The sequence below is a fragment of the Chitinophaga varians genome (assembly GCF_012641275.1).
Taxonomy (GTDB): domain Bacteria; phylum Bacteroidota; class Bacteroidia; order Chitinophagales; family Chitinophagaceae; genus Chitinophaga; species Chitinophaga varians_A.
Genome location: NZ_JABAIA010000001.1, coordinates 420,219 through 436,565, shown reverse-complemented (window position 1 = coordinate 436,565; position 16,347 = coordinate 420,219). Strand labels below are relative to the sequence as shown.

The 16,347-nt window shown below is 49.1% G+C and carries 16 protein-coding genes; 7 read left to right on the top strand and 9 right to left on the bottom strand.

Going from position 1 to position 16,347, the window contains the following annotated elements:
* Positions 1 to 63: 63 nt before the first annotated feature.
* Both HGH92_RS01725 and HGH92_RS01720 read right to left on the bottom strand, forming a co-directional pair.
* The gene (locus tag HGH92_RS01725; RefSeq protein ID WP_168869036.1) at positions 64 to 741 is read right to left on the bottom strand and encodes a LytR/AlgR family response regulator transcription factor; all 678 of its coding nucleotides are present in this window, start codon (positions 739 to 741) and stop codon (positions 64 to 66) included.
* Positions 738 to 1,829 (bottom strand): sensor histidine kinase, encoded by a 1,092-nt coding sequence (locus tag HGH92_RS01720; RefSeq protein WP_168869035.1) that lies wholly within the window; start codon positions 1,827 to 1,829, stop codon positions 738 to 740. Before HGH92_RS01720 ends, HGH92_RS01725 begins: the two co-directional genes overlap by 4 nt.
* Positions 1,830 to 2,001: 172 nt before the next feature.
* Between HGH92_RS01720 and HGH92_RS01715 the strand changes: the two genes are divergently transcribed.
* The 4 genes from HGH92_RS01715 to HGH92_RS01700 all read left to right on the top strand — a co-directional run bounded on the left by HGH92_RS01715 (position 2,002) and on the right by HGH92_RS01700 (position 8,496).
* Positions 2,002 to 3,222, top strand: coding sequence for an erythromycin esterase family protein (locus HGH92_RS01715; protein WP_168869034.1), 1,221 nt, complete (start codon positions 2,002 to 2,004; stop codon positions 3,220 to 3,222).
* A 187-nt stretch (positions 3,223 to 3,409) separates the two neighbouring features.
* Positions 3,410 to 4,942 carry a sulfatase family protein gene (locus tag HGH92_RS01710; protein ID WP_247654809.1) on the top strand — a complete coding sequence of 511 codons (1,533 nt, stop codon included), beginning with the start codon at positions 3,410 to 3,412 and terminating at the stop codon, positions 4,940 to 4,942.
* A 97-nt stretch (positions 4,943 to 5,039) separates the two neighbouring features.
* Entirely contained in the window at positions 5,040 to 5,867 is an 828-nt protein-coding gene (locus HGH92_RS01705; RefSeq protein WP_168869033.1) for an NAD(P)H-binding protein, read from the top strand.
* Between the two features lie 217 nt (positions 5,868 to 6,084).
* Positions 6,085 to 8,496: a TonB-dependent receptor gene (locus HGH92_RS01700; RefSeq protein WP_247654808.1), complete on the top strand. Its 2,412-nt coding sequence runs from the start codon at positions 6,085 to 6,087 to the stop codon at positions 8,494 to 8,496.
* Between the two features lie 77 nt (positions 8,497 to 8,573).
* Here HGH92_RS01700 and HGH92_RS01695 read toward each other — a convergent pair whose 3' ends face one another.
* A complete protein-coding gene (locus HGH92_RS01695) occupies positions 8,574 to 9,548 on the bottom strand; it encodes a DUF6268 family outer membrane beta-barrel protein (RefSeq protein ID WP_168869032.1) in 975 nt (324 codons plus the stop codon).
* A gap of 56 nt (positions 9,549 to 9,604) precedes the next feature.
* Positions 9,605 to 10,066 (bottom strand): hypothetical protein, encoded by a 462-nt coding sequence (locus HGH92_RS01690; protein WP_168869031.1) that lies wholly within the window; start codon positions 10,064 to 10,066, stop codon positions 9,605 to 9,607.
* A 35-nt stretch (positions 10,067 to 10,101) separates the two neighbouring features.
* Here HGH92_RS01690 and HGH92_RS01685 point away from each other — a divergent pair, with 35 nt between their 5' ends.
* Together HGH92_RS01685 and HGH92_RS01680 are read left to right on the top strand one after the other, a co-directional pair.
* The gene (locus tag HGH92_RS01685; protein ID WP_168869030.1) at positions 10,102 to 11,019 is read left to right on the top strand and encodes a DUF6528 family protein; all 918 of its coding nucleotides are present in this window, start codon (positions 10,102 to 10,104) and stop codon (positions 11,017 to 11,019) included.
* A 38-nt stretch (positions 11,020 to 11,057) separates the two neighbouring features.
* On the top strand, positions 11,058 to 12,386 hold the full coding sequence (locus tag HGH92_RS01680) for a DEAD/DEAH box helicase (RefSeq protein WP_168869029.1): 1,329 nt from the start codon (positions 11,058 to 11,060) through the stop codon (positions 12,384 to 12,386).
* Between the two features lie 88 nt (positions 12,387 to 12,474).
* On the opposite strand, the gene HGH92_RS01675 is transcribed toward HGH92_RS01680, so the two are convergent.
* The 5 genes from HGH92_RS01675 to HGH92_RS01655 form a co-directional block, all read right to left on the bottom strand.
* Positions 12,475 to 12,813 carry a hypothetical protein gene (locus HGH92_RS01675; RefSeq protein WP_168869028.1) on the bottom strand — a complete coding sequence of 113 codons (339 nt, stop codon included), beginning with the start codon at positions 12,811 to 12,813 and terminating at the stop codon, positions 12,475 to 12,477.
* 6 nt (positions 12,814 to 12,819) lie between these two features.
* Positions 12,820 to 13,410, bottom strand: a complete 591-nt coding sequence (locus tag HGH92_RS01670; protein WP_168869027.1) for a TetR/AcrR family transcriptional regulator — start codon at positions 13,408 to 13,410, stop codon at positions 12,820 to 12,822.
* A 40-nt stretch (positions 13,411 to 13,450) separates the two neighbouring features.
* Positions 13,451 to 14,158 (bottom strand): dipeptidase PepE, encoded by a 708-nt coding sequence (gene pepE / locus HGH92_RS01665; RefSeq protein WP_168869026.1) that lies wholly within the window; start codon positions 14,156 to 14,158, stop codon positions 13,451 to 13,453.
* A gap of 86 nt (positions 14,159 to 14,244) precedes the next feature.
* On the bottom strand, positions 14,245 to 14,415 hold the full coding sequence (locus HGH92_RS01660) for a hypothetical protein (RefSeq protein WP_168869025.1): 171 nt from the start codon (positions 14,413 to 14,415) through the stop codon (positions 14,245 to 14,247).
* 6 nt (positions 14,416 to 14,421) lie between these two features.
* Complete coding sequence (locus HGH92_RS01655) at positions 14,422 to 14,946, bottom strand: hypothetical protein (RefSeq protein ID WP_168869024.1); 525 nt, start codon at positions 14,944 to 14,946, stop codon at positions 14,422 to 14,424.
* A 206-nt stretch (positions 14,947 to 15,152) separates the two neighbouring features.
* Here HGH92_RS01655 and HGH92_RS01650 point away from each other — a divergent pair, with 206 nt between their 5' ends.
* Positions 15,153 to 16,313: an aldose epimerase family protein gene (locus HGH92_RS01650; RefSeq protein WP_211092514.1), complete on the top strand. Its 1,161-nt coding sequence runs from the start codon at positions 15,153 to 15,155 to the stop codon at positions 16,311 to 16,313.
* The last annotated feature ends 34 nt before the right edge of the window (positions 16,314 to 16,347 follow it).

The window sequence follows — 16,347 nt, the reverse complement described above, 5'->3', positions numbered from 1 at the left end:
AAGCATAACATTAGACAGCCGGACAATACGTCCGGCTGTTATTTTTTATGGAGGAAGGAGATGTTATACCCTGAATTTTTGGATTAGTTGTTCTTTGTATGACTGGCTGACAGGGATCGTCAGGCTCTTGGAAAGATAAAGGGTATCTTTTTTAATCGCGATGATCTTCTTTACCGGAACAATGTAGGATTTATGCACCCTGATAAATTCATCAGCAGGCAATTCCTCTTCCAGCGCCTTTAATGTTGACCGTTGCAGCAAATACCTGTCTGAGAGATGGATCTTCATATAGTCTCCCACAGCTTCGATGTACAGGATATCATCATGGTATATCTTTTCAGTGGAACGGTTATTATTGGAAAAAAAATAACTGCGCTCCGGCGTAACCGTTTTCTCCGTCTTTATTTTATCAATGGCCTTCAAAAACCGGTCATAGGAGAAAGGTTTTAAGAGATAATCTACTGCGTTCAGTTCAAAACCATCGATCGCATATTCCTGGTAAGCCGTGGTGAAAATCACTGCGGGAGGACGTTCCAGGTTTTTTAAAAAGGTAAGGCCACTGATCAGCGGCATTTGTATGTCTAAAAAGATCAGGTCTATGGCGTATTTCTCCAGCAATGCAAGCGCCTCCACGGCATTGCGGGCATGGCCCACGATGGTAATGCGTCCGCAACGCAGTATATATTCTTCCAGAATTTCATGAGCGATAGGCTCGTCATCTACTATAATACAGTGTATCATGAAAGATTCAAATCAATTGATAAATAAACTTTGTACTGCTTGTTCCCTTCGTCGATCTTTAAAATGTATTTGCCGGGATAACACAGTTCCAGCCTGGCTCTGACATTTTCCATTCCCACGCCCTTGGGGCCTTTCAGTATGTCAGGATTATCATGCACATCGTTGGCGATTTCGAAATACAACCGGTTTTCCTGTAAGGTGATCTTACTGTCTATCTGCGCGTTTTCCCGGAAATGCTGCGCTCCGTGTTTGATGGCGTTTTCAATGAAAGGCAGCAGTATCAGTGGCGCTATCATGGTGCTACTGTCTATGCCCTGGGATGCAAAACGTATCCGGACATTTCCCAGGCGTTGGTTTTCTATGGCAAAGTAACTTTCAATAAAGGCCACCTCTTTTTCAAGCAACACTCGTTCTGCACTGCTTTCATACAGGATATAACGCATGGCGTCAGACATCCGCAGAATAAAATCCGGGGCGTCTTTTTTCCCTAATAACGTCATCCCATATACACTGTTCAGGGTGTTAAACAGGAAATGAGGATTTATTTTGGCTCTCAAAGCATCTATTTTTAATTGATAGTTCTGACGTTCCATCTGCCAGTTTCTTTGCTCGCTTTCAATGGCGTACCGTAAGAAGGCCACGGAGCTAAAGGCGATGAGGTCCGGGGCCAGGATATTCATGGACCATCCTCTGCCATACGCCATACGCCGGGCATATACCGCAAATTCTGACGCATAAAACCGGTGCAGTTCCTCCTGGCCGTTCAGTTGCATGAAAATCCAGGTGACAAAGTAGTTGTTGGGAATGGAAAGCACCAATACAAAAAGCAGAATAGCAATGAGCAGCAGCCAGTGCTTTTTATGCCGCAGTATCCACGGCACCGCTGCCCGGTAGTACAACAGCCAGTACAAGGACATGGCGAGCGCGTAAATCGCTACCTGGGGATACGGAAACATACTGACATTATGCGCAATTTCCACCCTGTCGACATAATAGGCATATTTATAGGTGCCGACATACAGCACCCATATCGTGATTTCATATATCAGTGGAAGTCCGCCAGTCTTCAATCCTGAATGTGTTTGCATACTGTAAATCTATTCTAAATATCAGTACGTAGTTTTTTTTGCGATGAAACGGTCCCATTTTGCGATAAAACAGCTGCCTTCCTTTTTTGTCTTAAAAAGCAGCCGGGAGAAAGAATAGAATTGGCAAGGGAAACAACGGCAGGTAGTTTTGTGTCATACAAAATCCAAAAACATGAACCGCGTCGTTATCTTACTTATCTCCCTGGTTTTATCTGTGCGGCTGCTTGCACAGCCCGATGCTAAAAGAGCGCTCATTCCGCTGAAAATAAAGGGCAGCGTTATTGCTGCCAGCCAGCTTCAACCCCTGATTAACAGTATAGGGGATCAAAAAATTGTGGGGCTCGGAGAAGGCACGCATGGTACAAAGGAATTTAATGAACTGAGGATCAATATTATTAAACAACTGGTGGAAAAAAAAGGGTTTCGCATTATCTGTTTTGAGAATGCCTTCGGCGATTGTTATTACTTTGATCAATGGATTAATTCAGACAAGCCGATAGACGAGGGAATGAAGAAATATTTGATCGCCCTTTGGCAAACCCGCGAGCTGGAAGGCTTATTTGAATGGGTAAGAAATTTTAATAAACATCATGCGGACAAGGTGATGATCGCCGGTATGGACTTTAACTATATCGGCAGTACGGCCGGCATTATCCATGAAGAGGCCCGGCAACTGAATAATGCGTCCATGATACAACTGGCGCAACAGCTATGCTTTGCTGCCCAGGCATTTGATTCCGCGTGGAATAACCAGATGAAAGGAATTAGCCGGAAAACATTCGCGCTGATCAGGAACAGTATCCATACAAACCTGCACCAGATAGACAGCATGGTCAAAGCTGACAGGCTGCCGGTTACGGAAACATGTAAGCGTGCACTTTTTAATGGCCGGTGTTGGTTGGGAGGAGAAGAAAAAAGAGACAGCGGCATGGCCAATATGGCCGTCAATATAGCGCAGAACGGTAAAACGGTGCTATGGGCACACGCGGTCCATCTGGCACTAAAATCGCCATTTAGCGATAACACCGTAGGTGGCTGCGGAGGCTTGATCAAAAAGATGGTGCCCGCGTATTATTCATTGGGCATGGGAACTGCGGAGGGCAGCTACGGGGGACTGGAAGACCGCTTTGATACCCGGTTGAATGTCATGCATGCCTATGAGCTGCCGGCAGTAACAAAACCAAGCTGGGACGAATTTTTCCTTCAATACAATATCCCGGCATTTTATATGGATATGCATAAAGCCGCTACAGACTCCACCCCCAGACCGTTGCGTCTTATTGGCTATGGCCCGCCGAAATCTATTTCATACAGTGATGAAGTGAATTGTTCCGATTTGTTTGATGGGTATATTTTCATAAAGCATACTACTGCACCTGAATATATTCCGTAGGGAAAGCAGTTTTTGCCGGTCCGGGTCCGCTTAGGCGGCTCCCGGACTGTTGTTTTTTACCCAGGGGGAAAAAAATGATGACTTCTGCCTGCTTCCTGTTGTTCTTTGCCTTCAACTTCTTAGTTTTACGGGGAACAATGAATGAAGCTACAAAGTGAACAAGACATCAATCCTAATCTGAGATAACATGCATTACCTGAAAAAATTACTGTTTACCGTCGTCCTCACGGGTATGGCCCATGCGGCGGTAAAAGGTCAGCAGAAAGGACAACAGCCCAATGTGATCATCATCTATGCAGATGACCTGGGATACGGGGATATCAGCTGCAACGGCGCCACCCGGGTGAAAACGCCGCATGTCGATCAACTGGCATCGGAAGGGATACGCTTTACCAATGGCCATGCAACGGCAGCTACGTGTACACCTTCCCGTTATTCCATTCTCACCGGTGAATATGCATGGCGTAAAAAGGGAACGAACATCCTCCCCGGCAATGCCGCACTGATTGTACCAACAGACCGCACCACGCTGGGCAAAGTGTTCCAGCGGGCCGGCTATCGTACGGCCTGCATCGGTAAGTGGCACCTTGGACTGGGAACGCAGGGAGAGCCGGACTGGAACGGGGAAATCAAACCCGGTCCGCTGGAAACAGGTTTCGACTACGCATTCTTTTTCCCCGCTACGGCCGACAGGGTGCCTACCGTATACGTGGAGAACCACCGTGTGGTGGCCCTCGACCCGAAGGACACCATACAGGTCAACTACCAGCATAAGATCGGCAGCGAGCCTACCGGCAAGGAAAACCCCGAACTGCTCAAAATGCACTCTACGCCCGGTCAGGGACATAATCAGACCATCGTGAACGGCATCGGCCGTATCGGATGGATGACCGGCGGCCAGCGCGCCCGCTGGACAGACGAATCGCTGGCAGGTGATTTTGTGGACCAGGCGCAACACTTTATAGAAGAACACCGCCGTCAGCCTTTCTTCCTGTATCTCGCGCTCAGCGATATCCACGTGCCACGTATGCCCGGCACCCGCTTCAAAGGAAAAAGTGAACTGGGCTACCGCGGCGATGTGATCATGCAGCTGGACTGGTCGGTAGGAGAGATCATGAAAACACTCGACTATCTGGGCATCGCGAAAAATACCATCGTCATTTTCAGCAGCGATAACGGCCCGGTGCTGGATGACGGTTATCTGGACGGTGCTGTTGCCCAACAGAACGGCCACCAGCCTGCCGGCGTTATGCGCGGCGGCAAATACAGCATCCTCGAAGGTGGTACGCGCGTGCCTTTCATCGTTCATTGGCCTGGCACCGTGAAACCTGGTGTTTCCGGCGCCCTGGTAAGCCAGGCGGACCTGCTGGCATCTTTTGCGGCCATGCTCCGCCAGCCGCTGTCCGAAAGCGATGCGCCTGACAGCTGGAACATCCTGGGCACCCTGCTGGGGAAATCACAACAGGGCCGCAGCAGCTATGTGGAACAAGCCAACACACTGGCGCTTGTCAAAGGCGACTGGAAATACATCGCGCCACAGCGCGGGCCTAAACTGTTTGATGCCGTGAACATCGAATCCGGATTGGACACTGTTCCCCAGCTGTACAATCTGAAAACTGATCTGGGTGAAAAAAATAATGTTGCCGCCGCACATCCTGAAATGGTGAAGGAGATGTCTGCTATGCTGGAAAACATCAGGAGCAGTGGCCGCAGCCGCTAAATAGCAATCAAAAAACCTCCAAATGTTACCGTGTCGGTTTTGTTCTATTTTCCGGTAATCCGGTGTGCTAGTTTTGACTTATAAAAACAAAGCAACCATGAACAAAGCACCCATTTTAATATTAGGAGGCACCGGTAAAACCGGCAAAAGAATCGCGCAACTGTTACAGGAAAAAGACCGGCCATTCCGGATTGGCTCGCGTGCTGCATCCCCGTCGTTTGACTGGGAAGATCGCACTACCTGGCGCGCCGCACTGGAAGGTGTTGCTGCAGTATACCTGAGTTATTTTCCTGACCTGGCAGCGCCGGGCGCAGCAGATGCTATCCGTGGTTTCACGCAGCTGGCGGCCGAAGCGGGCGTAAAGAAGATCGTGTTGCTGTCCGGCCGCGGCGAACATGAGGCCCAGGCCTGTGAGGAGATCGTGATCAATGCCGGTATGGAGTGGACGATCCTCCGTTGCGCCTGGTTCAGCCAGAACTTCAGCGAAGGCTACCTGTTGGAGCCGTTACAGGCGGGCTTTGTGGCCCTTCCGGCCGGTGGGGTGCGTGAGCCCTTTATTGATGCCGATGATATCGCTGATGTTGCGGTGGCGGCCCTTACTGAAGATGGTCATGCCGGAGAATTGTACGAATTGACCGGCCCCCGCCTGCTGACTTTCGCCGAGGCCGTGGCCGAAGTGGCCAAAGCTACCGGTCAGCAGATACAATACCAGCAGGTGAGCGTGGATGAATATGCCGATATGTTGGAGGAATATGGCCTTCCCAACGAATTTATCTCGCTGATTTCCCACCTTTTCTCAGAAGTGCTCGATGGCCGTAATGAAAGCCTGACAGATGGAGTACAGCGTGCCCTTAAAAGGGCGCCCCGTGATTTTGGCGATTATGTGCGTACTACTGCCGCATCAGGGATCTGGAATCAGCAGTAATCAAATCCGGAAAAGTATCCGAATCAGGAATGATCAAATCCGGAAAATATCAGGAACCAAGAACTGGTTCCTGATATTTGTTTTATGTATAGTTTATTGATAATCAATTCAAATATTTGTTGAAGGATAAATTTTTCCGCTTTGCGTAAATGCTTTTCCCGATTCGCCGATGCTATGAACCGGGCACGGCGTTCCTTTGCGCAAAATTTATTGAGCGTTGAAAAAATTATACTTCACTATTGGTTTTGTTTTGATGAGCGTTGCCGCTATGGCGCAGAACGGCGTTATCAAAGGTAAAATCAATACTGCGGACGGCGAACCGGCTGCTTTTGTGACAATAGGACTGAAAGACACGAAGAGAGGCACCCTTACCAATGAAGACGGTACTTTCACCGTTAAAAACGTTAAACCGGGCGTGTATACGCTCGTAATATCCTGTACTGGTTGCCAACCCATCCAAAAAACAGTTACTGTAGCACCTGACCAGTCTGTAGAAATCCACCTGGACCTGCAGAATACTTCCAGCCAGCTGAATGAAGTAGTGGTAGACGGTACCCGTACCCGTACCATCAACCGCAAGCCGGTGTCCATCGGCAAACTGCCGGTACCGGTGATGGACCTGCCACAGAGCGTGGCCATTATTGGTCATGAGGTACTGGAAGACCAGCAGGCGCAACGCCTCAGTGATGTGGTGAAGAATGTGAACGGCGTTTATATGGCTTCTCAGCGTGCCGGTACACAGGAAACTTTCAATGCCCGTGGTTATGGTTTCTCCAGCACCAACATGTTTAAAAACGGTACGCGTGTCAACTCCGGCGCCATGCCCGAAATGAGCTCCCTCGAAAGAGTGGAAATCCTTAAAGGCAGCGCTGCCATCCTGTATGGTAACGTAGCCCCCGGCGCTGTGATGAACATGGTGACCAAACAACCGAAATTCAACTTCGGTGGCGAAGTAAACCTGAGGGCCGGCAGCTATGGCCTGTTGAAACCTGCTTTCGACGTGTACGGCCCCATCTCTTCCAAAATCGCTTACCGCGTGAATGGTACCTTCGAAACAGCCGACAGCTACCGCGACCAGGTGCATTCCAAAAGATATTACATAAACCCGTCACTGCTGTTCAAACTGAGCGACCGTACGGAATTACTGGTGCAAGGGGATTACCTGAAGCATGACTTTACACCGGATTTCGGTTTGGGCTCTATTGCCGATACCATCATCAATAAAGCTCCCCGCAATACTTTTTACGGCGCACCATGGCAATATGCGCACACACAGCAGTCTACTGCTTCTGCCAACATCAAACATAAATTCAACGAGAACTGGTCTATCAATGGCCTGGTGTCTTATTCAAAATATGCCCGTGATTATTATGCGATAGAGAGAATTCAGGCAAATGCAAGCGGCGACTGGGACCGTCCACTGGGTAGGAACGCTACCAGCGAAGACTACTATGCTGCGCAGGTAGACCTCACCGGTAAATTTAAAACCGGGTCTGTAGAGCATACAGTGCTGGCTGGTGTAGATGCTGATCGTTATGTTACAGGTACCTATGGTTATGGTCTTGCAGCGACTAAAGTAGGAACCGGCTACATTTACGACAAAATGAACGTATTGGATCCCACTAAATACGCCCTGCGTACAGATCGTCCCGGCGATACTTTGCTGACGGTTAATAATGTGCCTATTAACAGGGTAGGAGCTTATATTCAGGACTTGGTGAGCATCTCTGAAAAACTGAAAGTATTGGCAGGTGTACGTGTTTCTTATCTCCAGAGTGAAATACCGGTGTCCTATAATTTCCAGAATGGCGGCAAGACATTGGGCGCTGCCAAAGGTAAATATGATAATGCGGTATCTCCACGCTTTGGGATCGTTTACAAGCCCATCGCCACTACTGCGTTGTTTGCCAGCTATTCTACTTCCTTCACGCCAAATACCGGCCAGGATATTTACGGACAACCTGTAAAGCCTTCTATTATTAACCAGTATGAAGTAGGTGTGAAAAACGATTTCTTTAAAGGTCTGTTATCTGTGAATGTGACTGCGTACCGTATTCGTAATAACAACTACGCACAAACAGCGCCGTTCCTGGCAGATGGCATAACTGCAAATAACAATACGAACATCAAATCCCTCATCGGCGAAACCCTCAGCCAGGGCGTAGAAGTGGATATTGCCGGTCATCCGCTGCCCGGACTGGACGTTATTGGTGGTTACAGCTATAATAACATGACCGTTGAAAATACGCCTACGTCCACTGGTTCTGTAATTGCCGGTCAGCGTCTCGTGGGTAATCCTAACCATACTGCCAATGCCAGTGTTTTCTATACTTTTCAGGAGTCAGCTGTAAAAGGCCTGAAACTGGGCGCCGGCTTCTATTACATTGGCCAGCGTTATGCAGGCTGGAATAACACAGTTGGCCAGAAGCCGATACCAGCGAGCCGCCTGATTTCCGTTCCGGGATACACCACGCTGGACCTCAGCGCAGGTTATTCTTTCAAACGTTTTGCTGTAATGGGTAAAGTGTCTAACGTTACCAACACGTACAACTACTACGTTCACGAAAACTACAGCATCAACCCGATTCCGCCTACACAGTTTGTAGGTACTGTTTCTTACAAGTTCTAGTGGATACTTTTTATAGTTAGCAAAGAGGCTGTCTCCAAAGAGGCAGCCTCTTTTTTTTGCTGATATTACCGGAAAAATCAAAACCGGCAGCGGACGCCTGCGCTGACGTACAGGTTCGTTGCCAGCCTGTGTTCCGGACGGGTGGAGAACATGTCAGATATCTTTTTGTCCCTGAAGGTGACGGAGCGCAGCAGCACGGTGCCACCGGCGAGATTGAAGTCGATTTTTTTGCTGAGATGCAGGGTGTTTTCCAGGCCCAGGCTCATTTCCTGGTAGCCCATCAGGCGTTTGCCGTCCTTCCTGTTTTCCACGTCATAGGCGCCACCGTTGAAACGGAAAGCGAGTGCCAGGTCGTCGTATTTGCTGAGGGAGCTGCTGACACTGAGCTTTTCGGGGAAGTTGATGTCTACCCTGAACCGGTCGCCGGTACGCCACTGCACCAGCAGGGCGGGCAGTACCATGGGAGTACCGAAACTGTTGGTGAGGGCGGCGCCCACGCCAAGGTTTAGTTTGCGGTTGATTTTGCGGATGAAGATCACGCCACCGGTGATAAAAACATCGTCGTAGGTGATTTTCTCCAGGTCTGTATACAATCCTACAGACACCATGCCCATCAGGCTCCATTTGGGATTGAGCGTACGCATATGTTGCAGCGCTATTTCACCGCCAAACAACTCTTTCGGAAAGACAGAATTTTCGTAGTCTTTATTGGAAAAACTGGTGTAGGAGCCCATCACGCCGAGGTTCCATATACGCACCTTGCCAGTAGAAGTATCTATTTTTTGAGAGAGCGTAAAGCCCGCTCCCAGCGTGAGCCGGCGTTGTACGGTAGTAGCAGGCATTTTGAGGGAATCTTCCGGACGGATATAATGACTGGAAGGCTGATAGTCGGCATTGATGGCAATCCCCGGACCGGTGAGACTGCTGGCGCCCAGCTGCGCCCTGGCACTGCCGGCCAGCAGGAGAAGGCCCGGCAGCAGCCAGTAAGCAGGTTTATTAAATACCGGCTTTTTGATAAGCCGTGTCCGGATGCTGGAAAGTAGGTGTACCATATCGAAAAAAAATATTCAGTTTCGATATCGACACCTAACTATTCGCGTACCCCTATTTACTTGCAGGAAATTTTTAAAAGAGGCGCTACGTCAAATTTGAGCGCGGCATCATTGCCGGAGAAAACAGGGATGCCTTCGGGGTTAATACTGTCGGGCACCGCTTCATAGGCCTTGTCATCCTGCAGTTTGAACACTACAGGGCGTGTGCTTTGTACGCCTTCGCTCATGAACGTGTATTGTGCGTGGATAATATTATTGCGGATACTGCCACTGATGGCGCCGGTGTTTTTGTCTTTTTCAAAATAACGATAGCTCAGGTCTCCGCTAATACTGGTATCCTTTATATGAACCTGTAACAGCACGCTGTCTTTGCCGGTGGCCTTCAGGAAACAGGCGTCGCTGTTGCCGCTGGTCACCTCAGTTTTTAAACTGTCGGTATTTTTATTAGCTTGGCTGCCCGATTGGCTGCAGGAAGTCACCACCGCGGCCAGCAACAAAAAGAAAGGAAGTGTTTTCATAAAATTTAAACGTTTGAAAAACTAAAAGTAACCAAATGACCAAATTTCTGAAGATTTTAGGTGTGTTATTTTTTTTACGGGGGATGTGTGTGGCCGCGCCGGATACGGCTGTTGCCGGCTGTCAGCGCTGCATCGTGCTGGCGGAGCAGGCGGAACACCGTATCGTTATCGCCGATATTGCCTCCGGGAAAATAATCTGGGAATGGAAGCCCGCCCTTTGCGGCGTATTGCCGGAACATGTGAAATGGTTCAACAATCCCAGCGAAGCCAAAGCTGTCCGCAAAGGGGAATATATCCTTATGACCGCCTCCGGTGGCGGCGTGGCACTGGTCCGCATTGCTGATAAAAAGACTGTCTTCTATGGATACGCGGGTGGCAATACCCATTCGGCCGCCATACTGCCGGATGGTAATATTGTCAGCGCTTCCAGCACCGGCAACTATCTCATGTTGTTTAAAACAGATACTACCGGATATAATGCCAATGCCTATACGAAAAAAATAACGGTGGCCTTTGGGCATAATGTGGTGTGGGACGCGGCGCATAAGCGGTTGTGGACAGCCGCCATGGACAGTATGATCGTGTTCCGCTACAACTACGACCACGCGGCGCCGGACCTGCTAAAGGATACCAGTATGCTGCTGCCGGGCACGGAAGCGCATGACCTGTACCCGGAATATGGCACCGGCAACCTGTGGCTGACCAACACCACGAATGTTTACCGGTTTAACGTTGATACCCGGCAACTATCTGCCGCACCGGTGATACAGCAGAATATCAAAAGCGTGTCCTCCGGCCCGGCACGTCCGGTGATCGTCTGCAAGCCCAAAGTGTCCTGGTGGACAGACGAAGTGCTGGACGCACAAGGAAAAAGGGTCTTTATGCAGGCCGGACTGAAGATTTACAAGGCCCGCTGGGTTTTGCCCGACCCTTTCAGTGAATCGGCACAGTAACAGCGGCCCCAATTTTTATTTTCGTACTTTTGCCGCAAATGCAAAAAGGAACATACTCATTAGGAAATATTCTTTCCAATCTTAAAATCGACGCGCTCAACGAAATGCAGGAGGCATCGGTAGCCGCCAACCAGCAACAGCAGGACGTTATCCTGTTGTCAGCGACCGGCTCCGGTAAAACCCTCGCATTCCTGTTGCCCGTGCTCGACCGGCTGGACCCGGACCAGAAAAAAACACAGGCTATGATCGTAGTGCCCTCCCGTGAGCTGGCATTACAGATCGAAAAAGTGTTTAAACTGATGGGCACCGGCCATAAAATCACGGCCACCTATGGCGGTCACCTCCGGGAAACAGAGGAAAACAACCTGATACAGCCACCAGCCCTCATTGTAGGCACTCCTGGCCGTATCGGTGATCATATCCGCAGAGGCAATATCACCACCGACACCATCCAGACACTGGTGCTCGATGAATTTGATAAAACCCTCGAACTGGGCTTCCAGGAAGAAGTGGCTTTTATCATCGAATCACTGCCGAACGTAAAGAAAAGGATACTCACCTCCGCTACAGAAGCGGTGGAGATACCCGATTTCGTGCAGCTGAACGAGCCGCAGAAACTCAACTTCCTGCCGGAAGACGGTACCCCGCAGGCCCGGCTGGCCTACAAACAGGTGCTGTCACCGGAAAATGACAAGGTAGATACCCTCTTCCGCCTGATCTGTCACCTGGGGAACCGCTCTACTATTGTGTTCTGCAACCACCGCGATGCGGTGGAACGTACCAGCACCATGCTGAGCGAAAAAGGCATCCTCAACGAGTTCTACCACGGAGCGATGGAACAGCGTGACCGTGACGCGGCGCTCTGCAAGTTCCGCAATGGTACCGTCAATGTCCTCGTGACCACCGACCTGGCCGCACGCGGACTGGACATCCCCAATATCCGCTACATCATCCATTTCCACCTGCCGCATACAGAAGACAGCTGGACACACCGCAACGGCCGCACGGCAAGGATGGAAGCCAGCGGCACCGCTATCGTCATCCTGGCGCCGGACGAAAAACTGATGCCTTATGTGACCGAAGACGTAGAAACCATCGAACTGCCGGAAACAGCCGTTCTGCCACAAAAGCCAAAATGGACGACGCTGTACATCTCCGCAGGTAAAAAAGACAAAGTCAATAAAATTGATATCGTCGGCTTTCTTACCAAAAAAGGCATGTTGAAAAAAGAAGATGTGGGATTGATAGAGGTGAAAGATTTCTTCTCTTTTGTGGCTGTGGTGAAGTCCAAAGCCTCTCATGTCTTACAGCTGGTGAAAGATGAGCGGATCAAGAACAAGAAAGTGAAAATTGAAGTAGCTAAGTAGTTACCATAGGAAGAAGGCCGGAATCATTTCCGGCCTTCTTGTTTTTTGTTGCCAGTGAAAGCAACAGCAGATCATTTCAGCAGGTAGCTCATTCGTACCGGTGCGTTACCTCAATCAGCCCCACAATATTATCATTCATAGCCTCCAGCTCTTCGGCGGGTATCCATAGTTCATCATGAATAACACCACCTACGTTTTGCACGGGGTAGGCTTTCAGAAAATCAGTATTGACTTCAAAGCGGGTCACATAACCTTTGCCATAGGCCGGCACGTTCCATTCAGTGGTGATCTGAACGGCATATGCTTCATTCATGACAGGGTAGAAAATAGGTTGTTCCGGCAGGCGGGGCGGAAAACGTTTCCAGCCGGATTGTTCGATCAGCAGCAGCTCTGCCTCTCCTACAGGGCGGTATAAAGTAGTTGTCATAAGGGGTCAACCAATTTTTAATGATAAGATCGTCCGTTCAAATGTTTGCTTCAGCACCGCTTCACTCAACCTGAACGGTTTGTCGAAGAAAGCGTTGTTATGTACGTGGAAACCGACAAGCGTATAGAACGGCCCGTAAGCCAGCGCCCAATACACTTCTACCGGAAGATCAGGGATCTGTTTACGACGTATCGCATTGGCCGTAAATTGTTGCATCGCCTGCCTGAACGCATCTTTTCCGATGGCCGGATGGCGGATTAACGGTGAGTGACGGAACTGCTCGGAAAACAGGTAGTGCAGCGGATATCGCTGGATATAACGGAAACGGTTACGCCATTGCAGCCAGAGCCCTGCCTCAAAGTCCATCTCCGGATCAAAGTCCTGCAGCGTTTCGCGGACAAATACCGCCATCACGTCGATATACAACTGGTTAAGCAGGTCTTCCCTGTTTTTAAAATAGATGTATATCGTAGATACCGATATGTCGACCGCTTTGGCCAGTTTGTGCATACTGAGGCCATCGAAACCTTCACGCACGATCATTTCGATGGCCTTTTCCTGAATAAGGGCGGCTTTTTGTTCGTCTTTTACACGCATAACGTCACAAAGATAAACGAATAACCGTTCGTTTTATGTATTAGCGAAGAAAATTCAGGTTGCTGCCGGGATCAACTTCATAAGGCGTTTTTCCGGCTTCAAATATGCGGGCGGTGGGTTTGCCTTCCAGCGTGATCTGATCGCCTTTCACCAGAATCCAGCCGCCTTCACGCAGCCCCAGCACCGGCGTGGCATGTTGGGTATGGAACTCTTTGATACGTGTTTCGCGTGTTTCACCCATATGGGGCAGGTTAGGAATAGGATCGAGGTAGTGTGGGTTCAGGTTAAAAGGCACCAGTCCCATCGTCTGGAAACCCGGCGGATACACGATCGGCATGTCGTTGGTCGTTTGCATGGAAACACCGCCAATATTGCTGCCGGCACTGCATCCCATATACGGACGGCCTTCTTCTACGGCGGTTTTCAGTTTGTCCATCAGTCCGCGCTCCAGCAGTTCCTTCACCAGCAGGAAAGTATTGCCGCCGCCGGTAAAGAACCCCTGTGCTTCACGGATGGCCGAGGCAGGATCTGCAAAAGTATGCAGCCCTTTCACCTGTATCTGTAACGGCGCAAAGGCCGCTGCGGCTCTGGCGGTATATTCATCATGGGAAATGCCACCCGGACGGGCAAATGGCACAAAGATAATTTCACTGACACCGGCGAACAATGTCTGCATCACAGGTTGTAAATAAGCCAGATAACCTTCTCCATAGAGGGTAGACGTGCTGGCCAGGACAATATGCTTCATATAACGTTTTTCTCGAAGGCCAAAATTAAGGGTTCAAAAGGAGAAAAACAGGTTAATAGAGACGGATTGAAAATACGCAGGTATTACTACCTCGTTTTTTTATTGCTGTTATCGTTTCGTTTATGGGAAGGTTTTAGTTTACGGCCGGTACTTTTATAATAGTGAATGGCTTCACTGATTATTTGACGGTCTTTGTCAGTCAATGGTTTGGGATCAACCACCCAATCAACGCCTTTAGGTTCTTTAATGTATCCCATATATCATTATTTATAATATTTGTTAATGAGAATGGCCGCGTTTTCCGGAAAGATAATCATTTTATGGTTACCGATATGGGTGGCGCCAAGGCTTTTTTCATAATGGGAAATAAGGCGTGTTTTAGATGCGAAAGCAACAAAACCCTGGTAGCCTTGTTCCTGGGATAGCTTGCAGGCAAAGGCAAAGAGATTGCCGGGAACTCCTTCATAAAGCTTGGGGCTTCCGGTATTAAAAGGGGCGCTTTCAATGAGATGAGTATAGTAATGGTTCCTGCAATCACTTAAACTCATGAGTCCCTGGACTACTTCATGATTATCCATAATAGACAGTTTATAGGTTACCCTGTCTTTTAATCGAAACTCCTTTTTCCAGTCAAACTTCCAGTTTGTCTTCGCTGAAATCATCCTTAAATCTGCTTTGTTGACAGGGTTGACAATCGTTTCGAAACTGTCTCCGGAGATAGTATTGACAATACTGTTTGTTAGTTTGTCAATGGTTACTTCAATACGGTATTTGGTCAGTGTTGACATGAGTTAACAAATAATGGCTAAGAAATTGTGTTTGGCTCCCAATAATAGCCACAAATCACGACTTCACTAACCGGCGCTTTGTTAATACAACATTTTTCATAAATGATTCATACCACCCACAAACAATAATTAACATCTCCCCATTTCTTCTTTTCCCTAATTATCACGATATTTAACGATACTATTCACTTAACCTTATATACGTTATGGAAATGAACCTCAGGGGGCTCTCGGCCCTGATGATCTCAGGCACTGTCCTGTTGGGCGCCTGCAACTCGGCTAACGCTCCTAAAGAAGAAAGCAAGACCGGCACGGACACCGCTGCCGCTGTTACGGCTACTACGGCCCACAACTATGGACAAACAGACGGACAGGATGTATTGCAATACACTCTCCGCAATGCTGCCGGCATGGAAGTGAAAATTCTGAACTATGGTGGTATTGTCACAGATATCATCGTGCCGGACAAACAAGGGCAGAAAGCCAATGTGGTATTGTCTTACGACTCGCTCAGCGGATATCAGCAAAAAGGACAGCCTTACTTCGGCGCACTGATAGGCCGGTATGCCAACCGTATCGCAAATGCCAAATTCAAACTGGACGGTAAGGAATATACGCTGGCAGCTAACGATCACGGCAACACGCTGCACGGTGGTATCAAAGGCTTTGATAAGGTAATATGGTCTGCCGCACAATCCGGCGACAGCTCCCTGCAACTGGAATATACCAGCAAAGACGGGGAAGAAGGATATCCCGGCACGTTGAAGGCGACAGTGCAGTATACGCTTACGCCTGACAACGCCCTGAAGATCCATTATACCGCCACCAGCGATAAAGCCACGCCGGTGAACCTCACCAATCACAGCTATTTTAACCTCTCCGGAGGCAAAGACAGCACCATCCTGGACCAGGAGCTGCAGCTGAAAGCCAGCCGCTACACGCCGGTAAATGATAAACTGATCCCCACCGGCCAGTTGCAACCGGTGAAAGGCACCATGATGGATTTTACTACGCCTAAGAAAGTAGGAAAAGATATCGCTGCGGTGAAAGGTGGGTACGATCACAACTTCGTGCTAGACAAAGCAGCAGGCAGCCTGGAAACAGTAGCTACGCTCTATGACCCCGCCAGCGGACGTTTGATGGAGATGTCCACCACCGAGCCGGGGGTGCAGTTTTACTCCGGTAATTTCCTGGACGGTACATTGTCTAATACCCGCGGCGGAAAAAAATATGTGCAACATGCGGGACTGTGCCTGGAAGCGCAACATTTCCCTAATTCGCCCAACCAGTCTGATTTCCCTACGGTTATCCTGAAACCGGGAGAAACCTACCAACAAACAACGGTGTATAAATTCTCCACCAAATAATAAAATAATCCGATAACCAAATGGACCGGTGTTG

Coding starts and splice junctions, on each gene's coding strand:
- HGH92_RS01655 (WP_168869024.1), bottom strand. CDS start 14,946: ATGTCAACACTGACCAAATACCGTATTGAAGTAACCATTGACAAACTA.
- HGH92_RS01725 (WP_168869036.1), bottom strand. CDS start 741: ATGATACACTGTATTATAGTAGATGACGAGCCTATCGCTCATGAAATT.
- HGH92_RS01715 (WP_168869034.1), top strand. CDS start 2,002: ATGAACCGCGTCGTTATCTTACTTATCTCCCTGGTTTTATCTGTGCGG.
- HGH92_RS01720 (WP_168869035.1), bottom strand. CDS start 1,829: ATGCAAACACATTCAGGATTGAAGACTGGCGGACTTCCACTGATATAT.
- HGH92_RS01660 (WP_168869025.1), bottom strand. CDS start 14,415: ATGGGATACATTAAAGAACCTAAAGGCGTTGATTGGGTGGTTGATCCC.
- HGH92_RS01670 (WP_168869027.1), bottom strand. CDS start 13,410: ATGCGTGTAAAAGACGAACAAAAAGCCGCCCTTATTCAGGAAAAGGCC.
- HGH92_RS01650 (WP_211092514.1), top strand. CDS start 15,153: ATGGAAATGAACCTCAGGGGGCTCTCGGCCCTGATGATCTCAGGCACT.
- HGH92_RS01690 (WP_168869031.1), bottom strand. CDS start 10,066: ATGAAAACACTTCCTTTCTTTTTGTTGCTGGCCGCGGTGGTGACTTCC.
- HGH92_RS01710 (WP_247654809.1), top strand. CDS start 3,410: ATGCATTACCTGAAAAAATTACTGTTTACCGTCGTCCTCACGGGTATG.
- HGH92_RS01695 (WP_168869032.1), bottom strand. CDS start 9,548: ATGGTACACCTACTTTCCAGCATCCGGACACGGCTTATCAAAAAGCCG.
- HGH92_RS01705 (WP_168869033.1), top strand. CDS start 5,040: ATGAACAAAGCACCCATTTTAATATTAGGAGGCACCGGTAAAACCGGC.
- HGH92_RS01680 (WP_168869029.1), top strand. CDS start 11,058: ATGCAAAAAGGAACATACTCATTAGGAAATATTCTTTCCAATCTTAAA.
- HGH92_RS01685 (WP_168869030.1), top strand. CDS start 10,102: ATGACCAAATTTCTGAAGATTTTAGGTGTGTTATTTTTTTTACGGGGG.
- HGH92_RS01675 (WP_168869028.1), bottom strand. CDS start 12,813: ATGACAACTACTTTATACCGCCCTGTAGGAGAGGCAGAGCTGCTGCTG.
- pepE (WP_168869026.1), bottom strand. CDS start 14,158: ATGAAGCATATTGTCCTGGCCAGCACGTCTACCCTCTATGGAGAAGGT.